Origin of the sequence: Pseudomonas sp. KB_15, assembly GCF_052114525.1 — a bacterium.
GTDB lineage: Bacteria > Pseudomonadota > Gammaproteobacteria > Pseudomonadales > Pseudomonadaceae > Aquipseudomonas.
Window position 1 is genome coordinate 1 of the sequence record NZ_JBFREX010000003.1, and the last position, 23523, is coordinate 23523.

Genomic DNA, 23523 nt, shown 5'->3' on the forward strand with positions numbered 1-23523 from the left:
CTTGTGATGCTGATAATCTGTTGACTAGCAGTCTGACTCCACAAGCACCCACACGAATTGCTTGATTCAGTTGTTAAAGAGCGGTTGGTTAAGATCTTTCGTCTCAACCGAGGCGCGCATTCTACAGCAGCCTCACTTGCTGTCAAGTGATTTTTTCAGAAGCTTTCAAGGATTTCCTTAACAACTTCAACCACTTGCGCTTCAGATCTCTCATCAGCGGGAGGCGAATTCTACAGCGTTACACGCTGCTGTCAACACCTCTTTTTCAACTTCCTTTACGCTTCGATGACCTGAAGCAACCACTGCCGAAAACTGCGTAACTCTTTGTTTATCAAGGAGTTTTCCGTTTCGACTGCGCCGGAAGTGGGGCGAATTATAGGCTCCTAAAATTCGCCGTCAACACTTTATTTCAACTTTATTCAGCCTTGAGCGTAATACGCGCAAATGCCTTCTTGCCGGCCTGGCAAACATGGGTTGCACCCAGTACATATATAAAGGCGCGGTCAACCACCTCACCATCTATACGCACACCACCCGAACCGAGAAGATCTCGCGCCATCGCCGAGTTCTTCACCAAACCAGCCTTATTAAGGACGGCAGCAATCGGCATATCCTCGGCAGCCGTCAATTCGATCTCTGGAAGGTCATCCGGCAGCTCGCCTTCCTTCATACGGTTACCAGCTGCACGATGAGCATTGGCCGCAGCCTCCTCACCATGGAAGCGCGCAACGATCTCCTCAGCCAGCTTGATCTTGATATCGCGCGGGTTGGCACCCGCCTCTACATCAGCGCGGAACGCATTGATCTCATCCATGGAGCGGAAGCTGAGCAACTCGAAGTAACGCCACATCAGCGCATCCGGAATGGAAACCAGCTTGCTGTACATCACACCCGGCGCTTCCTGGATACCGACATAGTTGCCCAAGGACTTGGACATCTTCTTCACGCCATCCAGACCTTCAAGCAGCGGCATGGTCAAAATGCACTGAGCTTCCTGACCATACCCACGCTGCAGCTCACGCCCCATCAGCAAGTTGAACTTCTGATCGGTACCACCGAGCTCGACGTCTGCGCGCAGAGCTACCGAGTCGTACCCCTGAACCAGCGGATAAAGGAACTCATGAATGGCGATTGGCTGATTGCTTGTGTAGCGCTTGTCGAAGTCATCACGCTCGAGCATGCGAGCCACTGTGTACTGCGAGGTCAGGCGAATGAAGTCGGCCGGCCCCATCTGATCCATCCAGGTGGAGTTGAATGCCACTTCGGTTTTTGCCGGATCCAGAATCTTGAAGACCTGAGTCTTGTAGGTTTCGGCATTCTCGAGGACCTGCTCACGAGTGAGCGGTGGACGCGTAGCACTCTTGCCGCTTGGATCACCAATAATCCCGGTGAAGTCACCAATCAGGAAGATCACCTGATGCCCCAGCTCCTGGAACTGACGCAGCTTATTAATAAGCACGGTGTGACCCAAGTGCAGATCCGGAGCCGTTGGATCGAAGCCCGCCTTAATACGTAGCGGCTGGCCACGCTTGAGCTTTTCAATCAGCTCGGACTCGACCAACAGTTCTTCCGCACCACGTTTGATCAGCGCTAGCTGCTCTTCAACCGACTTCATAACAGACCCGCAAGGCTCAGATTCAAAGGGAACCAACCATACAAGATCGCGCGTCAAATACAAGGTTTGCCCGGCGCACGGACGCCAATCCGCAGGCAGAACACCTACGGACTTGCTTCAGAGATGATTTGGTTATATTTTATACAGTTATTTCATCTTCATCATGTCATTCATCTTTTCCAATTCATCTTTTTTCAAAGTCAAAGCCACTTATGACCACAGAATCGTCTAAAGCGCCGCCGCTTTACCCGAAAACCCACTTGCTTGCCGCAAGTGGCATCGCCGCCCTTCTCAGTCTGGCGCTCCTGGTATTCCCTTCCAGCGATGTTGAAGCCAAAAAGACGACCCTTAGTCTTGAACTGGAAAGTCCTGCTGAACAACTGACACAAGATCAAGACGCTGCTGACGTCGTTCAAGCCACAAATGAACCAGCAACATCTCCCTTCGCGCAGATCGACAACAGCGCCGAGGACACTCAGGAAACGGCTCAAGCCGAACCGGAGCCGGTCGTCGAAGAAAAGAAGTCGGCAAGCCACAGGGAAGTGATCGTCACCAAGGGTGACACCCTCTCTACACTGTTCGAGAAAGTCGGCCTCCCGGCCACCTCTGTGCATGATTTGCTTGCCAGCGACAAGCAGGCCAAGCAGTTCAGCCAGCTGAAACACGGGCAAAAACTCGAATTCGAACTGAGCCCTGAAGGCCAGTTGACCAACTTGCACAGCAAGCTCAACGACCTCGAAAGCATCAGCCTGACCAAAAACGACAAGGGCTACACGTTCAACCGCATTACCGCAAAACCGACCGTGCGCTCCGCTTACGTTCATGGCGTGATCAACAGCTCGCTGTCGCAATCCGCGGCCCGTGCCGGCCTGTCTCACAGCCTGACCATGGACATGGCCAGTGTGTTTGGCTACGACGTCGACTTCGCCCAGGATATTCGCCAGGGTGACGAGTTCGACGTGATCTACGAGCAAAAGGTGGTCAACGGCAAGGCCGTCGGCAATGGCCCGATCCTGTCGGCGCGCTTCACCAACCGCGGCAAGACCTACACCGCCGTGCGCTACACCAACAAACAAGGCAACAGCAGCTACTACACCGCTGACGGCAACAGCATGCGCAAGGCGTTCATCCGCACACCGGTGGACTTCGCCCGCATCAGTTCGAAATTTTCCATGGGCCGCAAACACCCGATCCTGAACAAGATCCGCGCCCACAAAGGCGTCGACTACGCAGCACCGCGTGGCACGCCGATCAAGGCTGCCGGTGATGGCAAGGTCTTGCTGGCCGGCCGTCGTGGTGGCTACGGCAATACCGTCGTCCTCCAACACGGCAACACCTACACCACGCTCTACGGCCACATGCAAGGCTTCGCCAAAGGCGTGAAGACTGGCGGCACGGTGAAGCAGGGCCAGGTGATTGGCTATATCGGCACCACAGGCCTCTCCACCGGCCCGCACTTGCACTACGAGTTCCAGGTCAATGGTGTGCACGTCGACCCGCTGGGCCAGAAACTGCCAATGGCCGATCCGATTGCCAAGGCCGAACGCACACGCTTCCTCGCCCAAAGCCAGCCACTGATGGCGCGCATGGAACAGGAAAAAGCCACTCTGCTGGCTTCGAGCAAGCGCTAAGCCATGGCGCTCTATATAGGTGTGATGTCCGGAACCAGCCTTGATGGCCTGGACATCGCACTGATCGAGCAAGCCCCGGCGATCAGACTGATCGCCTCCCACTACATCCCGATGCCCGACACCCTGCGCGCCGAGCTGCTCGGCTTGTGCGCCAGCGGCCCGGACGAAATCGCCCGCTCCGCCATCGCCCAGCAGAACTGGGTGAAACTGGCAGCCCAAGGGATTCACACCCTTCTGGTTCAACAGCAACTGAAGTCTGACGACATTCGTGCAATTGGCAGCCATGGCCAGACCATCCGCCACGAACCGGCACGCGGCTTCACCGTGCAGATCGGCAACCCGGCCCTGCTGACGGAGCTGACCGGTATCACCGTGGTCAGCGACTTCCGCAGCCGTGATGTCGCTGCCGGCGGACAAGGTGCACCGCTGGTTCCCGCCTTTCACGAAGCCTTGTTTGAAGAACGGATCGGTGATCGCGCCGTGCTGAACGTTGGCGGCTTCAGCAATCTCAGCCTGATCGAGCCCGGCAAGCCTGTTGCCGGTTTCGACTGTGGCCCGGGCAACGTGCTGCTGGACGCCTGGATTCATCAGCAACGCGGCGACCACTTTGACCGTGACGGCCAATGGGCCGCCAGCGGCAACGTAGAACCGGTCCTGCTGAATGCACTGCTCAGTGATCCGTTCTTTGTGACCAAAGGCCCGAAGAGTACCGGCCGGGAAGTGTTCAACCTGCCATGGCTGACACAGCATCTGGCACAACTGCCAGCCTTCGCCGCCGAAGATGTTCAGGCAACGCTGCTCGAGCTGACCGCGCTGACCATCATCGAATCACTGCAAAGCGCCCAGGCAGACACGCAGGAATTGTTGGTCTGCGGCGGCGGCGCCCACAACACCGCATTGATGAGTCGCCTTGCCAACCTGCTGCCAAATGCAAGCGTCAGCACCACCGCCACCTACGGTGTGGACCCCGACTGGGTCGAAGCCATGGCCTTCGCGTGGCTGGCTCATTGCTGCCTCGAAGGCATTGCAGCCAACCGTCCGAGCGTTACCGGTGCCCGCGGTTTGCGCGTACTCGGCGCCATCTACCCCGCATAAATCCTCCGCACAGCAAAACGCCGCAAGACCCTGAGGCCGTGCGGCGTTCTGTGAAACAGGTGCGCTGATCAGATCGAGAACGAAGAACCGCAGCCACAGGTGGTGGTCGCATTCGGGTTCTTGATGACGAAACGCGAACCTTCCAGACCTTCCTGGTAGTCCACTTCGGCACCTGCCAGGTACTGGAAGCTCATTGGATCGACCACCAGACTCACACCTTCGCGCTCGACGATGGTGTCGTCATCGGCCACTTCTTCATCGAAGGTGAAACCGTACTGAAAACCTGAACAACCGCCGCCCGTAACGAATACGCGCAGCTTCAAGCGATCATTCCCCTCTTCATCGACCAGGCTCTTCACCTTGTGCGCGGCACCGTGGGTGAATTGCAAAGCCGTGGGGGTGAAGGATTCGACGCTCATGCTGACTATCTCCCGGCGTTACGCCGTCATATTGCGTGATGACGCGCATTATCCGCTTCTCCTAGAAAAGCGGTCAACTATTGTTATGGTATATCAACCAATCCAATCGCCAGTCCGAAATGCAAAAAGGCCCGTTAGACGGGCCTTTTTGCTGTGCGCGATAAGCCTTACGGCAACATGCCGGCGTGGGAAAGACCCAGACGCTCATCCAGCCCGAACAGGATGTTCATGTTCTGCACTGCCTGGCCCGAAGCACCTTTGACCAGGTTATCGATCACCGACAACACCACCACAAGATCACCATCCTGCGGACGATGCACCGCGATACGGCAAACGTTGGCACCCCGTACGCTGCGAGTTTCAGGGTGGCTACCGGCCGGCATCACATCGACGAACGGCTCATTGGCATAACGCTTTTCAAACAGCGCCTGCAGGTCCACCGAGCGATCAACGACGGTTGCGTACAGCGTGGAGTGAATGCCACGAATCATCGGCGTCAGATGCGGAACGAAGGTCAGGCCGACGTCCTTGCCTGCTGCACGACGCAGCCCCTGGCGAATCTCCGGCAGGTGACGGTGACCTTTGACGGCATAGGCCTTCATGCTTTCCGACGTCTCGGAGTACAGCGAGCCTACGGAAGCACCACGACCGGCACCGCTGACGCCGGATTTGCAGTCAGCAATCAGATGCGCAGCATCGGCCAGGCCGGCTTCGAGCAATGGCAGGAAACCCAATTGCGTTGCAGTCGGGTAGCAGCCCGGCACGGCAATCAGACGCGCTTTCTTGATCTGCTCGCGATTGACTTCCGGCAGACCGTAGACCGCTTCGTCCAGCAGTTCCGGCGCGCCGTGCGGCTGGCCGTACCATTTGGCCCATTCATCCGCGTCTTGCAGACGGAAGTCGGCCGACAGGTCGATGACCTTGGTCCCGGCCGCCAGCAATTCGCCCGCCAACGCATGGGCAACACCGTGCGGCGTGGCGAAAAACACCACATCGCAAGCGCCCAGGGTCTTGATGTCCGGAACGCTGAACGCCAGGCCGTCGTAGTGGCCTCGCAGGTTCGGGTACATGTCGGCCACGGCCAGGCCAGCCTCGGATCGGGAAGTGATGACCACCACTTCAGCTTGCGGATGTTGCGCCAACAGACGCAGCAGTTCGACACCGGTGTAACCCGTGCCGCCGACGATACCGACCTTGACCATAAACCTGCCCTCAACGAACCCACTGGAAAGCCGTCGATAATAGGGCGCGCAGGCGCCTGCGACAACCGGCAAGGTGACGTGCGGAGCGTCAAGCCTCTACTATTCTGGCTACCGTGAATTGGGGAATAACTAAAAATGCTTTATCTGTGGCTCAAAGCGCTTCACATCATCAGCGTCGTCTGCTGGTTTGCCGGCCTGTTCTACCTGCCGCGACTGTTCGTCTATCACGCCCAAAGCGAGGACACCGTCAGCAAGGAACGCTTCAGCATCATGGAGCGCAAGCTGTACCGCGGCATCATGGGCCCGGCAATGATCGCGACACTGATCTTCGGCGGCTGGTTGATCAGCCTCAACCCCGGCGCCTACTTCACTCAGGGTGGCTGGATGCACGCCAAGCTGACGCTGGTGGTGCTTCTGATCGGCTACCACCACATGTGCGGCGCGCAGGTAAAACGTTTTGCCCGTGGCGAAAACACCCGCAGCCATGTCTTTTATCGCTGGTTCAATGAGGTTCCGGTTCTGATATTGCTGGCAATCGTAATTCTGGTCGTCGTTCGGCCGTTCTAAATCCAACAGGCACAACTCACCGGGGTACTTCCAATGTCGCTGCCCGCTCTGCTCGAACAATGTTTGCGTCTGCCCGTGGTGGCAGCGCCGATGTTCCTGATTTCCAATCCGCAAATGGTACTCGCCTGCTGTCGCCAGGGCGTGGTCGGCAGCTTCCCGGCGTTGAATCAGCGCGAAAGCAGCGGCTTCAGGGCCTGGCTGGAAGAAATCGAAGCCGGGCTGGCGACTCTGGAAAACCCCGCGCCTTATGCCGTGAACCTGATCGTCCATAACAGCAATCCACGTTTACAGGCGGATCTGCAGATCTGCGTCGAACACAAAGTACCGATCGTGATCACCAGCCTCGGCGCCGTGAAAGAACTGGTCGATACTGTCCACAGCTACGGCGGCCTGGTATTCCATGACGTGACGACCCGTCGCCACGCCGAGAAAGCCGCCGAAGCAGGTGTGGATGGTCTGATCGCCGTGGCCGCCGGCGCCGGCGGACACGCCGGGACCTGGAGCCCGTTCTCGCTGATTGCCGAAATCCGCCAGTTCTTCGACAAGACCCTGTTGCTGGCCGGCTGCTTGAACCATGGCCACGAAATTCTTGCCGCGCAATTGCTCGGTGCGGATTTGGCCTACTTTGGCACGCGTTTTATCGGTACCACCGAAAGCCACGCGCCCGACGCCTACAAAGAAATGCTGCTGACATCCAAAGCAGCAGACATCATCCATACTCCAGCCGTGTCAGGTGTCCCCGCGAGTTTCATGCGCCAGAGCCTGGAGGCCGCCGGTTTCGACATGGCCGCCTTGCAAGGCAAGGGCGAGATCAACTTCGGCTCCAAGCTCAAACCCGTGAGCGATGAGGCCAAAGCCTGGAAAACCGTTTGGTCTGCTGGCCAGGGCGTGGGAGAAATCGAGGACTTGCCGAGTGTCGAGCAGTTGATTGCACGTCTCGACGCGGAGTACCGCACGGCCCTGGAGCACGCCGCCCGGTTGACCAAACGCTGGCCACGCTGACAGCAAACCTTGGCCAGTCTTGCCCGGCTGGCCTTACACTCGCCGGACACAACATTCTTCTTTCAACCTCTCGCGACAAGGATGCTTCGCACATGGGCGAAAATCATTTCAAGATCGTATTCGAGGGCGCCTTGCTGCCCGGTGTCGACATCACCACGGCAAAGCTCAATCTCGCCGAATTGTTCAAAAGTGATGTCTCGGCCATCGAGCGCCTGTTTACCGGACGTCCGGTAGCGCTCAAACGCAACCTGTCGCAAGCCGATGCCCAGACCTACCTCCGGGCACTGAGCAAAACCGGTATCGACGCCCGCATCGAAGCCGAAACCCGGATCGAGTTGAACCTCGCCGACGTTCATGACCATACCCCGGCCAGCAGCCAGGCGTCTTTTGCAGATCCGCAATCCCCTTACGCGCCGCCTCGCGCGCCGGTCGGCGAAGTCGCGGCGCAATTCGCCACGCTCAAGCCATTCAGTTTCGATGGCCGTATCGGCCGCTTGCGTTACCTCGCCTGGACGCTGGTGCTGTCAACTGTACTCCTGGCCGTTTGCGGGGTGTTTGCCTTGGTCGCTCTGGCTCTCATCGGCGCGGATTCGACCGCGGGCCTGATACTGGGCAGCTTGCTGGCCTTGATCCTGTTCGTCGGATTTGTATTCGTCAGCATCCAGATCACTGTTCAACGCTTGCACGATGTCGGCTGGTCCGGCTGGCTGTGGCTGCTTAACCTGGTGCCGTTCGTTGGCAGTTTCTTTCCGTTCGTGATCATGGCTGTGCCGGGCAACGACACCGCCAACCGCTACGGCCCGCCGCCTCCGCCGAACAGTACCGCGGTCAAGGTATTGTCTTCGCTGTGGCTGATCGTTATCGCACTGGTTCTGTTCGGCTCGCTGGCCGGTGGTCTCACGGCGATACGGGAAGAATACAAAAGCGCCGCCCAGAGCAGCTACGAAAGCAGTTCGGTCACCACCGATGAAATCGACGTCGAGGCCGCACCGGTGCCAAATTCCGTCGACGATGCAGCCGAAGAGGTCCAGCCCCCTGTAGACTCTGCGAAAGAATGAACAGCGCTCCTGGCCCGTGACACCTGCGTCGCGGCGCGGAGCTGTTGCGATGGAGAACTGCATGACCCGTTACGCTCTGATCACTGGTGCTTCCAGCGGCATCGGCCTGGCAATGGCCGAGGCGCTGGCCCGGCGCGGCCGCAGCCTGATTCTGGTGGCCCGACAACGTGATCAGCTGGAAAGTATTGCAATTGAACTGACCCAAAGGTTCGGCGTGGAAGTATTGTTCCGCGCCTGTGACCTTGGCGAGCCACTGCGCCTGTCCGGATTCCTGCTGGAGCTGGAAGAAGGCGACCGGCAGATCGATCTGCTGGTCAACTGCGCCGGTATCGGTACATGCGGCCCGTTTCTGGCCCAGGACTGGATGACCGAGCAAGACCTGATCGAAGTGAACATCCTCGCCCTCACCCGCCTGTGTCACGCCATCGGCAACAGCATGGCCCTGCAAGGTGGTGGGCAGATTCTGAATGTGGCCTCGGTGGCGGCGTTTCAACCAGGACCATGGATGAGCACCTATTACGCCAGCAAGGCATATGTGCTGCACTTTTCCGAAGGGTTGCGCGTCGAGCTGAAAAAGTGTGCGATCAGGGTTTCGGTGCTCTGCCCCGGGCCGACCCGCACGGCGTTTTTCCGTACTGCGCAACTCAACAACGACAAACTGGCCAACAGCAAACTGCTGATGAGCCCCGAGGAAGTGGCGCTCTACACCGTGCGCGCACTGGAAAAGAATCAAGCGATCATCATTCCGGGACGGCGCAACCGCTGGTTCGCCTTCCTGCCAAGACTCGGCTCGCGCTGGTTGACTCGCACCATTGCCGGCATGGTCAACAAGGCCTACTGTCCGCGCTGATCCAACTCAAGGTAAAAGGCTGGGCGCCGGCATGAGCCATGAGTACACTCAGCCCAGCCCAAACAACGGAGAAAACAGCTGTGGATACTCTGTTCACCAAGATCATCAACCGGGAAATCCCGGCGAAGATCATTTACGAGGACGACCAGGTACTGGCCTTCCACGACATTGCCCCACAGGCACCGGTACATTTTCTGGTGGTACCGAAGAAACCGGTTCGCACCTTGAATGACCTGACCGAGGACGACAAGGCATTGGCCGGGCACATTCTGTTCACCGCCCAGCGCCTGGCACTGGAACTGGGCTGCGAAAAAGGCTTCCGCGTCGTCATGAACTGCAATGAAGAAGGCGGGCAAACCGTCTACCACATTCATATGCACGTACTGGGTCAGCGCCAGATGCACTGGCCGCCGGGCTGATTGCAGCCCCCACTTGTGGGAGCGGCGGTGCGGCGATCCGACTTGCTCGCGAAGACGGAGTATCAGCCAGCATAAATGCTGAATGTCAGACCCTCTTCGCGAGCAAGCCCGCTCCCACTAAAGGCATCACAGCCCTGTCATCACAATTGCAGCACAATGACCCAGCGCAAACCTTCCCCGGCCGATTGGGTTAAACTGGCCGCCGAAATTCCCCCGGAGGTCAGCATGACTACCCAACGTCACTACTCGCCAATTGACCGACTTCTGCTGCAAGCCGATGCCGCGATGCGCACCCTGCTGCCCTTCAGCGGCCAGCCGTACCGTCCGTCGCCGGCCATCGTTCAGCCGGATGCGAAAATGAGCGACGAAGACACGCGCCACGTTGCCGGCCTGATGCGCATCAACCATACCGGCGAAGTCTGCGCCCAGGCGCTGTACCAAGGGCAGGCGCTGACTGCCAAACTGCCGCAAGTGCGTGCCGCGATGGAGCATGCCGCCGAAGAAGAAATCGATCACCTGGTCTGGTGCGAACAACGTATCCAGCAACTCGGTAGTCACACCAGCATCCTCAATCCGCTGTTCTATGGCATGTCGTTCGGGATTGGCGCAGTGGCCGGCCTGATCAGCGATAAAGTCAGCCTGGGGTTCGTTGCGGCAACGGAAGACCAGGTGTGCAAACACCTGAACGAACATCTGGAGCAATTGCCGGCCGAGGATGAAAAATCCCGGGCGATTCTTGAGCAGATGCGCATCGATGAAGAACAGCATGCTGAAAGTGCGCTGGATGCTGGCGGGTTCCGGTTTCCGGCACCGGTGAAGTTCGGGATGAGTCTGATGGCCAAGGTGATGACCAAGAGTACTTATCGGATCTGATTTCCAGGTCGGCTGACAGGCCCCCTTCGCGGGCAAGCCCGCTCCCACAATGGTTCGGTGTGCGGCAGCCCAATGTGGGAGCGGGCTTGCTCGCGAACAGCATCACTCGACCTCCCTGACTGACAGCAATAAAAAAGGCGACTGCCGTGAAGGAGTCGCCTTTTTTGTGTTCGAGAATCTTACGCCATATTGCGCGCGTAGAAGATTTCGAGCATTTCGTGTTTCACCCGCTCGGTCACCTGGGCACGTTGCTCAGAGGACAGGTTGCTGGTGGCGTCGCCGAACAGGTAGTTGTCCAGTTCGAAGTTCTTCAGCAGCATCTTGGTGTGGAACAGGTTTTCCTGGTACACGTTCACGTCGGTCATCTGGTACGCGTCGTAAGTGTCATCGGAAAGGTAGTTCTGGATCGAATTGATCTCATGGTCGATGAAGTGCTTTTTGCCTTCAACGTCACGGGTGAAGCCGCGCACACGGTAGTCCACGGTCACGATGTCCGAATCGAACTGGTGAATCAGGAAGTTGAGCGCTTTGAGCGGTGAAATGACCCCGCAAGTCGACACGTCGATGTCCACACGGAAGGTTGCAATACCGCTGACCGGATGGATTTCCGGGTAGGTGTGCACCGTGATGTGGCTCTTGTCGAGGTGGGCCAGAATGATTTCAGGCAGCGGGCCCGGGGACTCTTCGATCTGACTGTCGGTCGGGGTTACCGGCTCTTCGGAGATCAGGATCGTGACGCTGGCGCCCTGCGGCTCATAGTCCTGACTGGCAATGTTCAGGATGTTGGCACCAATGATATCGACAACTTCCGTGAGGATCTGCGTCAGGCGTTTCGCGTTGTACTCTTTATTGATGTACTCGACGTAAGCCTGCTGGTCTTGCGGGGTTTCCGCATAGCAGATGTCATAGATGTTGAAGCTCAAGGTCTTTGTCAGGTTATTGAACCCGTGGAGCTTGAGTTTGCTTTTCACCGTTAAAAACTCTCTATGTGTTTGCGGCCCGGCCGCGTGATCAAGCATGCCCGTCAGATGCGAACAACGCACCTGCGTAGGACGGTTAACACCTCTTCGCGATGGCGATTTTGGTTGTCTGTTCGGGTGCGAGGCCTGTCGGCTGACAAGCCACTACCCTGAAAAAAGTGGCGCATTATGCAGACGTCAGCTTGGGTTCGCCAGAGTCTGCACTGCTTTTATGATAGTTGAATGTCGACTCAACCGAGCTCGATGATCTCGTAGTCGTGGGTGATTGCCACGCCTGCCGCGCCGAGCATGATCGACGCCGAGCAATATTTCTCGGCAGACAATTCGATGGCGCGCTTGACCTGGGCTTCTTTCAGCCCGCGGCCCTTGACCACGAAGTGCATGTGGATCCTGGTGAAAACCTTTGGATCTTCGGTCGCACGCTCGGCTTCAAGGAAAGCTTCACAGCTTTCGACCGCCTGGCGGGACTTCTTGAGGATGCTGACCACATCGAAATTGCTGCAACCGCCGACACCCAGCAGCAGCATTTCCATCGGCCGGACTCCCAGGTTACGTCCGCCGGCATCGGGCGGACCGTCCATGACCACGACATGACCGCTACCGGATTCGCCGAGGAACATGGCTTCGCCAGCCCATTGGATGCGTGCCTTCATCGCCAAGACTCCACTGTATAAAAAAGGGTCGCCAGCTTAGCACAGGCCCCGTGATTGAAGCCCCCGGCGTCCTAGGACATATCCCACGGCCTTGTAGGTAAATGCTCGAATGTTGCAGGAAGTGTCTGTTAAGCTGACGCCAATTCGATGGCGCATAGCCAGCTTTCGCTATTCATAAAAAAACCTGACACACCGCGCTGTCTTTTCGGGATACAACCATGGTTGCGATTGCCCCCAACCCCAAGATCAAGAACCTCGACAAGCTGTTGATGCATTGCCAGCGCCGCCGCTATCAGGCCAAGAGCAACATCATTTGTGCCGGAGACCGCTCGGAAACGCTGTTCTTCATCATCAAAGGCTCAGTCACCATCCTGATCGAAGATGACGAAGGCCGGGAAATGATCATTTCCTACCTGAACACCGGGGACTTTTTCGGCGAGCTGGGCCTGTTTGAGCAGGCCGGCCTGGAACAGGAGCGCAGCGCCTGGGTGCGGGCCAAGGTTGAATGCGAAGTCGCGGAAATCAGCTACGCGAAATTCCGCGAGTTGTCCCTGCAGGATCCGGACATTCTTTACGTACTCAGCGGACAAATCGCACAGCGCCTGCGCAACACTACGCGCAAGGTCGGTGACCTGGCATTTTTTGACGTGACCGGCCGCGTTGCCCGCTGCCTGCTGGAGCTGTGCAAACAGCCAGACGCCATGACTCACCCCGATGGCATGCAAATCAAGGTGACCCGTCAGGAAATCGGGCGGATTGTCGGTTGCTCCCGGGAGATGGTCGGTCGCGTGCTCAAGGATCTGGAAGAACGCAACCTGGTGGACGTCAAAGGCAAGACCATGGTGGTCTTCGGTACGCGATAAGCTCGAAAACCTAGCCGCTGAACATCTGTGACAGCATCCGCAGATAGAGTTCGTCGAGGCGCGCCAGTGCATAGGGTGCCGAGAACTTCTCATGCAACGCGATGTGGCTTTCGGCGCGTACTCGTTGTTCCAGGCCGCAAGCTTCGTTGAAGCGATTGACCGCGGCGACCATCGACTCTCGGTCGTTATCGATCAGCATCGCACCGTGCACCAACCCCACCGGACGCTGGCCGCCCTGGCTCTGGCGCCAGCGCTGGGCGGTGCCGACCATCTTGCGACCATCAAGATTGACGTTGAAGCGTCCATCACAGAATGCACCGTCGATTTCGCCAAGGGACGACGAACCACCCAATTCATCCAGCAACTGGCAGATGGGGTCGCACAGGCGCCGGTAACCGGTTTCGATGCGGTTCAAATCACCTTCGCTGCGTGGTGGCGCGTAAACCAGGGCGATGTTGATCGTTGTGGCGGATTGTGGAACCGGCTCGCCGCCAGTATCGCGCAACAACACGGGCCACCCCGCCGCCGCCGACACGGCACATGCAGCCTCGAATCCGGGCAAGCGATTCAAACGGCGCGGCATGACCAGCGCCTGATCGCTCGGCTGCCAGAACAGCAGACCGAACTCCGAGTCGCCGGCGCAGACCGAGGCCAGCAGATCCTGTTCGGCTTGCAGGCCGGCTTCGATGGTCAGGGAAACAGGTGAGGTCATAAGGTCTTCCATAGAACGGTCAGTCTGTGGGGCATCTTATGCCGCCATCGCGAGCAAGCTCGCTCCCACAATAGATCTCATGGGGTAGCAGGCTCCTTGTGGGAGCGAGCCTGCTCGCGATGGGGTCGACTCGGTCTGCGAGTAGTCAGTCGAGGGTCGAGCCGCTGACGGGAACGCCGCGCTCAGGGAAGAACAGACGCTGCAACTCGGTACCCGGGCTCTCGGCGCGCATGAACGCTTCGCCAACCAGGAACGCGTAGACGTCGCTGATTTCCATCAGTTCGACATCGGCGCGGTTGAGAATGCCGCTCTCGGTGATGACCAGACGATCACGCGGAATACGCGGCAACAGATCGAGGGTGGTTTCCAGGCTGACATCGAAAGTGTGCAGGTTGCGGTTGTTCACGCCAACCAGCGGAGTGTCGAGGGTTTTCAGGGCCCGCTCCAGCTCATCGCCATCGTGGACTTCCACCAGCACGTCAAGGTTCACGCTTTTGGCCACGGCCGCCAGTTCGGCCATTTTCACGTCGTCCAGTGCGGAAACGATCAACAGCACGCAATCGGCACCCAGGGCCCGGGCTTCGACGATCTGATACGGATCGATCATGAAGTCCTTGCGGATCACCGGCAACTGGCACGCCGCACGGGCCTGCTGCAGATAGGCATCGGCGCCCTGGAAGTAATCGATATCGGTAAGTACCGACAGGCAGGTCGCGCCGCCCTTCTCGTAGCTTCTGGCGATGTCGGCGGGAATGAAATTCTCGCGGATCACGCCTTTGCTCGGCGAAGCTTTCTTGATTTCGGCAATGACGGCCGGTTGCTTCAACTTGGCCTGAGCCAGCAAGGCCTTGGCAAAACCACGGGGTGCATCGGCCGTCTTGGCCAGACTTTCCAGCTCGGCGAGGCTGACACGAGCGCTACGCTCGGCAACTTCCTCGACCTTGCGCGCCAGAATGTTTTCCAGAACCGTCGGTACACTCATCCTTCATTCTCCACTTTGAATACCGCGGTAAATGCACCCAGCTCCTCAAGCTTTTCTCGAGCGAGCCCGGTGTGCAGCGCATCGTGTGCCAATGCAACGCCTTCTTTCAGGCTGCTGGCATGATCGGCGGCGTACAGCGCCGCACCGGCATTGAGCATGATCATCTCGGCCGCTTTCTGACCGTTCTCGGTCTTGCGCTTGCCCAGGGCATCGCGAATCAGTTCCAGGGACGCCGCCGGGCTATCCACCGCCAGGCCATGCAGGCTCTGGCTCTTCATGCCCAGGTCTTCCGGCTCGACCCAATATTCGGTGATCTGGCCATCCTTCAGCTCAGCGACAAACGTCGGCGCCGCCAGGCTGAACTCATCCAGGCCGTCCTTCGAATGCACCACCAGCACATGCTTGCTGCCCAGACGCTGCAACACTTCTGCCAGCGGCCGGCACAAGGCCTGGGTGAACACGCCCACCACCTGATGTTTCACACCGGCCGGATTCGTAAGCGGGCCGAGCATGTTGAACAAGGTCCGCAGACCCAGCTCGCGGCGCGGGCTTGCAGCGTATTTCATCGCAGAGTGATGGGTCTGGGCAAACATGAAACCAATACCAACGTTGTCAATGCAGCGCGCCACCTGCACCGGGGTCAGGTTCAGGTAGATGCCGGCCGCCTCCAGCAGGTCGGCACTGCCGCTCTTGCCCGAGACTGCACGGTTGCCATGCTTGGCCACGGTGCAGCCGGCAGCGGAAACGACGAACGCAGCAGCGGTCGACACGTTGAAGATATTGGCACCGTCGCCGCCGGTGCCGACCACATCGACCACACCGTCGAGGGTCTTGAGCTCGACTTTGTCCGCCAACTCGCGCATCACCGAAACCGCACCGACGATTTCGTCGATGCTTTCGCTCTTCATGCGCATGGCCATCATGAACGCGCCAATCTGCGCGTCCGAGCATTGCCCGGTCATGATTTCGCGCATGACATCGCGCATTTCATCAGTGCTGAGGTCGAGGTGATCAACGATACGGCTCAGGGCTGTCTTGATATTCATGAAAAGTCCTTAGCGCGTGCCGCCGGTTTGTTTGAGGAAGTTGGCGAACAGTTCGTGGCCCTGCTCGGTGAGGATCGATTCCGGGTGAAATTGCACGCCCTCGATGTTCAGGGTCTTGTGACGCAGGCCCATGATTTCATCGACCGAACCGTCTTCGAGCTGGGTCCAGGCGGTCAGTTCGAGGCAATCGGGCAAGGTTTCGCGCTTGACGATCAATGAATGATAGCGCGTGACCGTCAGCGGACGATTCAGGCCTGCGAATACACCCTTGTCCTCGTGAAATACCGGGCTAGTCTTACCGTGCATCACTTGGCGGGCGCGCACCACATCACCACCAAAGGCCTGGCCGATGGATTGGTGGCCAAGGCAGACGCCAAGAATCGGTAGTTTGCCAGCAAAATGCTTGATCGCTTCGATCGAGATGCCGGCTTCGGTCGGGGTGCAAGGACCGGGGGACACAACGATGCGCTCAGGGTTGAGGGCTTCGATTTCAGCGATGGTCAGTTCATCGTTGCGCACGACTTTGACCTGGGAGCCGAGCTCGCCCAGGTACTGCACAACGTTGTAGGTAAAGGAGTCGTAGTTATCGATCATCAGCAACATGGCGTTAAGAACCTCTTGAATTCACTGACTTTAAAGATGGCCTTCGAATGATTACCCGCAGAGCGCTGCGCTTTGTCAGGTGCTGGAGTAGCGCCAGCAAAGCGGCATTTCAAACAGGTAAAGAAGGCAAAGCGGTACAGGTCCGGCGTAGCCGGCAAAAGAATTCAGGCGCGCCAACGCCAGCGGGCGTGTGCCTTGATGACTTGATCCAGGAGTTTACTGATGATCAACACGGGGAAGGTCTCGTTCGTACGTCCCGGCACAGTAACTTAGCTGGGCAGAGCGTGCAATATCGCCGGGGGTACTGCCCGCGAAACTATCAAAGGCTTCGCGACAGATGGCAAAAGGCCGAAAGTTTTTGGTACTGTCGTTTCGTTCACTACAACAATAAATAAACGGACTTGCTCATGATCAAACAGTCGTTGTTTGTACCCCTCGCAGGATGCTTGCTCGCGATGGCATGCGCCCAGGCGAACGCCGCACCCAATCCTTATACAAATTTCGTGGTTTTCGGGGACAGCCTCAACGACGCCGGGACCTTTGCCGACACCGGCGGGCCTGCCGGGGCGACGAAGCGCTTTACCAACCGGACGGGGCCGGTGTATCTGGATGGCAGCGGCGAAGTCCGCTCGCTCAACTCCACGCAGATACTGGGTGGGAAACTGGGGTTCTCGGCGGACCAGACCGCGTCATCCAATTCGGCCGTGCGCGCCAGCAACGGCCAGCCCGATGGTAACAACTGGGCCGTCGGCGGTTACCGCACCGACCAGATCCTGGAGTCGATCGCCACCACCTCCGACACCGGCGAGCGCGTCCGGGCGGGTTATCTGCCATCGAACAACTTCCGTGCCGACCCGAATGCGCTGTTCTACCTGTCCGGCGGCGGCAACGACTTCCTCCAGGGGCGTGTCACCAGCCTGCCCCAAGCCAGCGCCGCTGCCGATCGACTGGCCGACAGCGTACAAACGCTGCAATCGGCCGGTGCCCGATACGTCATGGTCTGGTTGCTGCCCGATATCGGCTTTACCCCAGCGTTCAACGGCACCCCGTTGCAAGCGTTCACGTCACAACTCAGCGACCAGTTCAATACTGAACTGGTAAACCGACTGCAGAACATCAATGCAGAAATCATCCCGCTCAACATTCCGGTACTGCTCAAAGAGACGTTTGCCAACCCGGCGCAGTTTGGCCTGGCCACTGACCAGAACCTCATCGCCACCTGCTTCAGCGGCAGCGGTTGTACCGAGAATGCCCGCTACGGCATCAACAGCGCCACGCCGGACCCGACCAAGCTGATCTACAACGACTCCGTGCACCCCACAGAAGCCGGGCAGCGCCTGATTGCCGACTACGCGTATTCCCTGTTGGCCGCGCCGTGGGAGCTGACCTTGCTGCCGGAAATGGCTCAAGGCACCGTGCGCGCGCATCAGGATGAATTGCGCAATCAGTGGCTGGCCGATTGGGAAAACTGGCAAGGCGTCGGCCAATGGCGAGCCATTGTTTCCGGCGGTGGACAGCATCAGGACTTTGACGGTCAGGACAGCGCGGTCAGTGCCGACGGCAACGGTGCCAACCTGAACATCGGCGGCAGCTACCGTCTCGATGATGCCTGGCGTGTCGGTCTGGTGGCCGGCTTCTATAACCAGAAACTCGAAACCGGCAGCAACGACTCCGACTACAAGCTCAACACCTACCTGGGCACGGCATTCGCCCAGTATCAGCAAAACCGCGTGTGGGCTGACGCGGCGTTGACGGCCGGGCATCTGGATTACGACAGCCTCAAGCGAAAGTTCCAGCTGGGCGTCAACGAGCGCGGCGAAAAAGGCGATACCAGTGGCTACGTCGAGGCCTTCAGCGCTCGCCTGGGCTACGACATTGCGCAACAAGCCAGCAGCCCTTGGCACCTGTCGCCGTTTGTCAGTGCCGACTTCGCCAAGGTGAAAGTCGACGGTTACTCTGAGGACGGCAACGATTCCACGGCACTGACCTTCGCCGATCAGGAGCGTATTTCCCGGCGCCTGGGCGCTGGCCTGCAGGGCAAATACCAGATCACCCCGCAAACCCAGGTGTTCGGCGAAGCGGCAATCGAGCGTGAGTACAACGACGATACCCAGGACGTGAGAATCAACCTCAACAGCCTGCCGAACAATCAGTTCACGCTGCAAGGCTACACCCCGCAAAGTCACCTGCAACGTGTGAACCTGGGTGTGAGTCACAACCTCACCCGGGATCTGGCATTGCGCGCCAGCTACAACATTCGCAAGGATGACGACTTCACCCAACAAGGCATCAACGTAGGTGTTGCGCTGGACTTCTGATGTGCGGGCAATAAAAAACGCGGCACCCTCACAGGCGCCGCGTTTTTTTATGGTGGTGTAATCCCTGCAGGAGCGAGCTTGCTCGCGATTGCGGTGGGTCAGACACCATCAATGTGGCAGTAATGGCCCCATCGCGAGCAAGCTCGCTCCCACAGGGCTTTGCGTGAAATCAGGTGCTCGGGGTTTGTTCAGCCAGCGCCACGGCGCGGAACATCGCGCGGCGCTTGTTCAGGGTTTCTTCCCATTCCAGCGCTGGCACCGAGTCGGCGACGATACCGCCACCGGCCTGCACATGCAGTTCGCCGTTCTTGATCACTGCTGTGCGGATCGCAATGGCGGTGTCCATGTTGCCGTTCCAGGCGAAGTAGCCGACCGCGCCGCCGTAGACGCCACGCTTGACCGGCTCCAGCTCGTCGATGATCTCCATCGCGCGAATCTTCGGCGCACCGGACAAGGTGCCCGCCGGCAGAATCGCCCGCAGCGCATCCATGGCCGTCAGCCCGGCTTTCAGTTGCCCGGTAACGTTGGACACGATGTGCATCACATTGGAGTAACGCTCGATGACCATTTTCTCGGTGAGCTTCACCGAACCGATTTCCGATACACGACCGGTGTCGTTACGGCCCAGATCGATCAGCATCAAGTGCTCGGCAATTTCCTTGTCATCCGACAGCAGGTCTTTTTCCAGTGCCAGATCAGCCTCTTCGTTGGCCCCCCGCGGACGGGTACCGGCAATCGGGCGCACGGTGATCAGGTTGTCTTCGACCCGCACCAGCACTTCCGGCGAACTGCCGACGACATGGAAGTCGCCGAAGTTGAAGAAGTACATGTAAGGCGTCGGGTTAAAGCAGCGTAGCGCGCGATACAGATCGATGGGCGCTGCCTTGAAGTCGATCGACATGCGCTGGGATGGCACGACCTGCATGCAGTCACCGGCCAGGATGTATTCCTTGATGGTGTCGACGGCTTTTTCGTAATCGTCCTGGGTGAAGCTGGAGCGGAACACCGGGTCAGCCGATTGTTGCTTGCTGAAGTCCAGGCCACGGCGTGGGGTGATTGGCTGACGGAGTTTTTCCAGCAGTTCTTCCAGGCGTGCCTGGCCCTGCTCGAAGGCGTCGTCCCGGGACGGATCGGCCAGCACGATGGCGTGCATCTTGCCGGCGAGGTTGTCGAACACCACCACCGCATCGGAGACCATCAGCAGAATGTCTGGCACGCCCAGCGGATCCGGGTTCGGGCATTTGCCCAGACGCTTCTCGACATAACGCACGCAGTCATAACCGAAGTAACCCACCAGGCCGCCGTTGAAGCGCGGCAGGCCGGCGATGGTCGGCACGTTGTAGCGGGCCTTGAAGGATTCGACGAAGGCCAGCGGGTCTTCCACGTCGTGGCCTTCGGTCTCGACGCCATCGACGGTCACGCTGACGTGATAATCGTGAACCCGCAGCACGGTGCGGCACGGCAGGCCGATGATCGAATAACGGCCCCATTTCTCGCCGCCCTGTACGGACTCCAACAAGTAGGAATTGGGCTCGTCAGCCAGTTTCAGGTAGATCGACAGCGGCGTGTCGAAGTCGGCCAGGGTTTCGCAGGCAAGCGGAATGCGGTTGTAGCCGGCAGCGGCCAAACGCAGGAATTCTTCGCGGATCATGAGGTGCCTCGTGGCTTGAGGGTCGAACAGTCAGGTATGCAAACGCGCCGGAAACCGGCCAGGATCAAGTCAGGCGCGCCAACGCCAGCGGGCCAGGGCCTTGATGACTTTCATCCAGAGTTTGCGAGTGACCACCACGATGGCGTTTCCAGAAGGGGGTTTGACAGCGTCGGCCAACGTTATCTCAGCGGCCTGATCCAGGCAACCGGGAATTAGCTTGCGCAGGTCGTCGATCACCAGCGCGGGCGATTCTTCCGCGATTGGCCGACCGTGGTTATAGCCGTAGCTCAGGGCCACGCACTTGACCCCCGCCGCTTTCGCCGCCAGCACATCGCTGCGCGAATCGCCGACAAACAACGACTGCGAAGCCGGAATATTGGCCATTTTCATCACAAAAAACAGCGCGGCCGGGTCCGGCTTTTTCTGTGGCAGGGTGTCGCCGCCGATGATCCAGCGGAAATAGCGGCCGATCTTCATCTGATCCAGCAGCGGCGCGACGAAACGCTCCGGTTTGTTGGTGATCAGCGCCATCTCGACGCCCTGTTTTTGCAGCCATTTCAGGGTATCGCGCACGCCGGGGTAAACCACGGTCAACTCATGGCCGGCCTCATAAAAGCCGTTGAACAACTCCAGAGCATATTCGGCTTCGACATCATCGACACCTTCTTCGTCGATATGGTTGGCCAGCGCCCGGCGAACCAGCATGTGCACACCGTTGCCAACCCACTCGCGCACCGATTCGATGCCGGCGGGTTTACGCCCGAGCTTGAGCAGCATGTTATCCACAGCCGCCGCAAGGTCGGGGACCGAATCGATCAACGTGCCATCCAGATCGAACATCACCAACCGTGGCAATTGCCCCTGGAACAACTGCTCAAAACCGCTCATGGGCGAGCCAGCGCCAGTTCGGAACGCATCTTGTCGATGACTTCCTGATAGTTCGGCGCATTGAAGATGGCCGAGCCGGCGACGAAGGTGTCGGCACCGGCCGCTGCGATTTCGCGGATGTTGTTCACATTCACGCCGCCGTCGATTTCCAGGCGAATGTCACGGCCAGAAGCATCGATCAAAGCCCGTGCTTCACGCAGTTTGTCGAGGGTGCTGGGGATGAACTTCTGCCCGCCGAACCCTGGATTGACGCTCATCAGCAGGATCATGTCGACCTTGTCCATCACATGCTTGAGCACGTCCAGCGGGGTCGCCGGGTTGAACACCAGGCCCGACTTGCAGCCGCCTTCGCGGATCAGTTGCAGGGAACGATCGACATGCTGGGTGGCTTCCGGGTGGAAGGTAATGTAGGTCGCGCCGGCTTCAATGAAGTCGCCAACGATGCGGTCCACCGGGCTGACCATCAAATGTGCGTCGATCGGCGCGGTCACGCCGTACTTGCGCAGCGCCGAGCAGACCAACGGGCCGACGGTCAGGTTCGGTACATAGTGGTTGTCCATGACATCGAAGTGCACGAAGTCGGCGCCGGCGGCCAGGACGTTGTCCACTTCTTCGCCCAGGCGGGCGAAGTCGGCGGAGAGAATCGACGGAGCAATTACGAAGGGCTGCATGACGCACCTTTTCTGAGCAGAATCACAATGGCGCGCATTGTATACCTCATGCTTTGACGCGCGCACCGTGAGTGCGATGATTGGACCTTGCTATCATCCAATAACAGCAAAGGCTCTAGTACGCCGCTCGATAGATCTTCTCGATATCGACGGCACTCAACTTGCGCGGATTGTTGCGCATCAAGCGCTCGATCCCCGCCGCTTCCGCGGCCATGGACGGGATGACGTCCTCGGGCACACCGAAACTGCGCAGGCCCTGGGGGACTTCCACGGCGGCACACAACTCGGTCATGGCTTGCACGGCTTTGTCGGCTGCATCGTTGGCACTCAAATGTGCAGTCTTCACGCCCATGGCCTCGGCGATATCCTGCATGCGTTCGATGCAGGCCATCTTGTTCCAGGTCATGACATAGGGCAGTAACAAGGCATTGCTGACGCCATGGGCAATGTTGAAGCGCCCACCCAGCGGATACGCCAGCGCATGCACCGCGCCGACCCCGGCATTGCCGAACGCCATGCCGGCCATCAGGCTGGCGGTGGCCATGTCTTCCCGGGCTTGCAAGTTCGACGGATTCGCGTAGGCCTTGGGCAAGGCCCTGGCGATCAACTTGATGGCGCCGATGGCCAGGGCATCGGTAATCGGCGAGGCATTGACCGACAGATAGGACTCGATGGCATGCACCAGCGCATCGACGCCACTGGCCGCCGTGACGCTGCGCGGACAGGTCAGGGTCATTTGCGGACTGACCAGCGCCACGTCCGGCAACAGGTAGTCGCTGACGATGCCCTTCTTCAGTTGCGCGACCTTGTCGGAAAGGATGGCGACGTTGGTCACTTCCGAACCAGTGCCGGCCGTGGTCGGGATGGCGATCAGCGGCGGGCCTTTGCGCGGCACCTGATCGATACCGAACAAGTCCTCCAGCGCCCCGTGGTAACCGGCATAGGCCGCAACGCTTTTGGCGATGTCGATGGCACTTCCGCCACCCAGGCCGATCAATCCGTCATGCCCGCCGTCGCGATACACCTGCATGCAATCTTCGACGATGGCGATTTCCGGGTCCGGCAATACCCGGTCGAAAATCTCGTAGCTGCGTTCGCCCAACTGCGCGAGGGCCAGCTCTACCGTGCCGGACTTGACCAGGGCGGCGTCGGTGACGATCAGCGGATTGTCGATGTCCAGGCGCGTCAGCTCGGCAGACAGTTGCTCGATGGCACCTGCGCCGGTGATCAGTTTGTGAGCGATTTTGAAAGAGGAAATACTCATGTGCGCAGCCTCTTATAGATAGGGGAGCTGGGCACAATAGTAGCTGGGGATTTGGGGTTGGCTGGTATTCAGGCGGTGAATGAACTAATGGTCCACTGGCCCCCCCCTGTGGGAGCGGGCTTGCTCGCGAAGGCGGTGTGTCATTCAGCTTATACATCAGC

23 protein-coding genes are annotated in these 23523 nt (G+C 58.8%); 10 read left to right on the top strand and 13 right to left on the bottom strand.

Translation table 11 applies throughout. The features are described 5' to 3' along the window. Positions 1-415 precede the first annotated feature (415 nt). Positions 416-1615: a tyrosine--tRNA ligase gene (tyrS, locus tag AB4Z35_RS04240; protein ID WP_007994918.1), complete on the bottom strand. Its 1200-nt coding sequence runs from the start codon at positions 1613-1615 to the stop codon at positions 416-418. Between the two features lie 212 nt (positions 1616-1827). Here tyrS and AB4Z35_RS04245 point away from each other — a divergent pair, with 212 nt between their 5' ends. Both AB4Z35_RS04245 and AB4Z35_RS04250 read left to right on the top strand, forming a co-directional pair. Beyond that, positions 1828-3246 carry a peptidoglycan DD-metalloendopeptidase family protein gene (locus AB4Z35_RS04245; RefSeq protein ID WP_442096131.1) on the top strand — a complete coding sequence of 473 codons (1419 nt, stop codon included), beginning with the start codon at positions 1828-1830 and terminating at the stop codon, positions 3244-3246. 3 nt (positions 3247-3249) lie between these two features. Further along, a complete protein-coding gene (locus tag AB4Z35_RS04250; RefSeq protein ID WP_442096132.1) occupies positions 3250-4341 on the top strand; it encodes an anhydro-N-acetylmuramic acid kinase in 1092 nt (363 codons plus the stop codon). Between the two features lie 68 nt (positions 4342-4409). Here AB4Z35_RS04250 and erpA read toward each other — a convergent pair whose 3' ends face one another. Next, entirely contained in the window at positions 4410-4760 is a 351-nt protein-coding gene (gene erpA / locus AB4Z35_RS04255; RefSeq protein WP_007906865.1) for an iron-sulfur cluster insertion protein ErpA, read from the bottom strand. A 167-nt stretch (positions 4761-4927) separates the two neighbouring features. After that, on the bottom strand, positions 4928-5962 hold the full coding sequence (argC, locus tag AB4Z35_RS04260) for an N-acetyl-gamma-glutamyl-phosphate reductase (RefSeq protein WP_007980174.1): 1035 nt from the start codon (positions 5960-5962) through the stop codon (positions 4928-4930). Positions 5963-6097: 135 nt separating this feature from the next. On the opposite strand from argC, the gene hemJ reads away from it, so the two are divergent. The 6 genes from hemJ (at position 6098) to coq7 (ending at position 10731) form a co-directional block, all read left to right on the top strand. Beyond that, a complete protein-coding gene (gene hemJ / locus AB4Z35_RS04265; RefSeq protein WP_007994924.1) occupies positions 6098-6529 on the top strand; it encodes a protoporphyrinogen oxidase HemJ in 432 nt (143 codons plus the stop codon). Positions 6530-6562: 33 nt separating this feature from the next. After that, positions 6563-7531: an NAD(P)H-dependent flavin oxidoreductase gene (locus AB4Z35_RS04270; RefSeq protein ID WP_442096133.1), complete on the top strand. Its 969-nt coding sequence runs from the start codon at positions 6563-6565 to the stop codon at positions 7529-7531. 92 nt (positions 7532-7623) lie between these two features. Next, the gene (locus AB4Z35_RS04275) at positions 7624-8589 is read left to right on the top strand and encodes a DUF805 domain-containing protein (protein ID WP_442096134.1); all 966 of its coding nucleotides are present in this window, start codon (positions 7624-7626) and stop codon (positions 8587-8589) included. 61 nt (positions 8590-8650) lie between these two features. Continuing rightward, a complete protein-coding gene (locus AB4Z35_RS04280) occupies positions 8651-9439 on the top strand; it encodes an SDR family NAD(P)-dependent oxidoreductase (protein ID WP_033052053.1) in 789 nt (262 codons plus the stop codon). An 80-nt stretch (positions 9440-9519) separates the two neighbouring features. Next, on the top strand, positions 9520-9858 hold the full coding sequence (locus AB4Z35_RS04285; RefSeq protein WP_007986008.1) for a histidine triad nucleotide-binding protein: 339 nt from the start codon (positions 9520-9522) through the stop codon (positions 9856-9858). 225 nt (positions 9859-10083) lie between these two features. After that, positions 10084-10731, top strand: a complete 648-nt coding sequence (coq7, locus tag AB4Z35_RS04290; RefSeq protein ID WP_033052055.1) for a 2-polyprenyl-3-methyl-6-methoxy-1,4-benzoquinone monooxygenase — start codon at positions 10084-10086, stop codon at positions 10729-10731. Between the two features lie 179 nt (positions 10732-10910). Here coq7 and speD read toward each other — a convergent pair whose 3' ends face one another. Next, positions 10911-11702 (bottom strand): adenosylmethionine decarboxylase, encoded by a 792-nt coding sequence (gene speD, locus AB4Z35_RS04295; RefSeq protein WP_007986012.1) that lies wholly within the window; start codon positions 11700-11702, stop codon positions 10911-10913. A 239-nt stretch (positions 11703-11941) separates the two neighbouring features. After that, positions 11942-12364, bottom strand: coding sequence for an OsmC family protein (locus AB4Z35_RS04300; protein WP_007994936.1), 423 nt, complete (start codon positions 12362-12364; stop codon positions 11942-11944). A gap of 218 nt (positions 12365-12582) precedes the next feature. On the opposite strand from AB4Z35_RS04300, the gene crp reads away from it, so the two are divergent. Then, on the top strand, positions 12583-13227 hold the full coding sequence (gene crp, locus AB4Z35_RS04305; RefSeq protein WP_442096135.1) for a cAMP-activated global transcriptional regulator CRP: 645 nt from the start codon (positions 12583-12585) through the stop codon (positions 13225-13227). A gap of 10 nt (positions 13228-13237) precedes the next feature. Here the strand turns inward: crp and AB4Z35_RS04310 are convergent, their stop codons facing one another. The 4 genes from AB4Z35_RS04310 to AB4Z35_RS04325 all read right to left on the bottom strand — a co-directional run bounded on the left by AB4Z35_RS04310 (position 13238) and on the right by AB4Z35_RS04325 (position 16570). Further along, complete coding sequence (locus AB4Z35_RS04310) at positions 13238-13939, bottom strand: lipoate--protein ligase family protein (protein WP_442096136.1); 702 nt, start codon at positions 13937-13939, stop codon at positions 13238-13240. Between the two features lie 145 nt (positions 13940-14084). Next, positions 14085-14921, bottom strand: coding sequence for an indole-3-glycerol phosphate synthase TrpC (trpC, locus tag AB4Z35_RS04315; protein ID WP_007986019.1), 837 nt, complete (start codon positions 14919-14921; stop codon positions 14085-14087). After that, positions 14918-15967, bottom strand: a complete 1050-nt coding sequence (gene trpD / locus AB4Z35_RS04320) for an anthranilate phosphoribosyltransferase (protein WP_108231610.1) — start codon at positions 15965-15967, stop codon at positions 14918-14920. The genes trpC and trpD overlap by 4 nt, the downstream gene beginning before the upstream one ends. A gap of 9 nt (positions 15968-15976) precedes the next feature. After that, positions 15977-16570 (bottom strand): aminodeoxychorismate/anthranilate synthase component II, encoded by a 594-nt coding sequence (locus tag AB4Z35_RS04325; protein ID WP_007980194.1) that lies wholly within the window; start codon positions 16568-16570, stop codon positions 15977-15979. Positions 16571-16977: 407 nt separating this feature from the next. Between AB4Z35_RS04325 and estP the strand changes: the two genes are divergently transcribed. Then, on the top strand, positions 16978-18888 hold the full coding sequence (gene estP, locus AB4Z35_RS04330; RefSeq protein WP_442096137.1) for an esterase EstP: 1911 nt from the start codon (positions 16978-16980) through the stop codon (positions 18886-18888). 169 nt (positions 18889-19057) lie between these two features. On the opposite strand, the gene trpE is transcribed toward estP, so the two are convergent. From trpE to AB4Z35_RS04350, 4 genes are all read right to left on the bottom strand, one after another. Then, complete coding sequence (trpE, locus tag AB4Z35_RS04335; RefSeq protein WP_442096138.1) at positions 19058-20539, bottom strand: anthranilate synthase component I; 1482 nt, start codon at positions 20537-20539, stop codon at positions 19058-19060. Between the two features lie 69 nt (positions 20540-20608). After that, positions 20609-21427 carry a phosphoglycolate phosphatase gene (locus AB4Z35_RS04340; RefSeq protein ID WP_442096139.1) on the bottom strand — a complete coding sequence of 273 codons (819 nt, stop codon included), beginning with the start codon at positions 21425-21427 and terminating at the stop codon, positions 20609-20611. Next, positions 21424-22098, bottom strand: a complete 675-nt coding sequence (gene rpe, locus AB4Z35_RS04345; RefSeq protein WP_007993226.1) for a ribulose-phosphate 3-epimerase — start codon at positions 22096-22098, stop codon at positions 21424-21426. The genes AB4Z35_RS04340 and rpe overlap by 4 nt, the downstream gene beginning before the upstream one ends. A gap of 115 nt (positions 22099-22213) precedes the next feature. Then, positions 22214-23362, bottom strand: a complete 1149-nt coding sequence (locus AB4Z35_RS04350) for an iron-containing alcohol dehydrogenase (protein WP_442096140.1) — start codon at positions 23360-23362, stop codon at positions 22214-22216. Between the last annotated feature and the right edge of the window lie 161 nt (positions 23363-23523).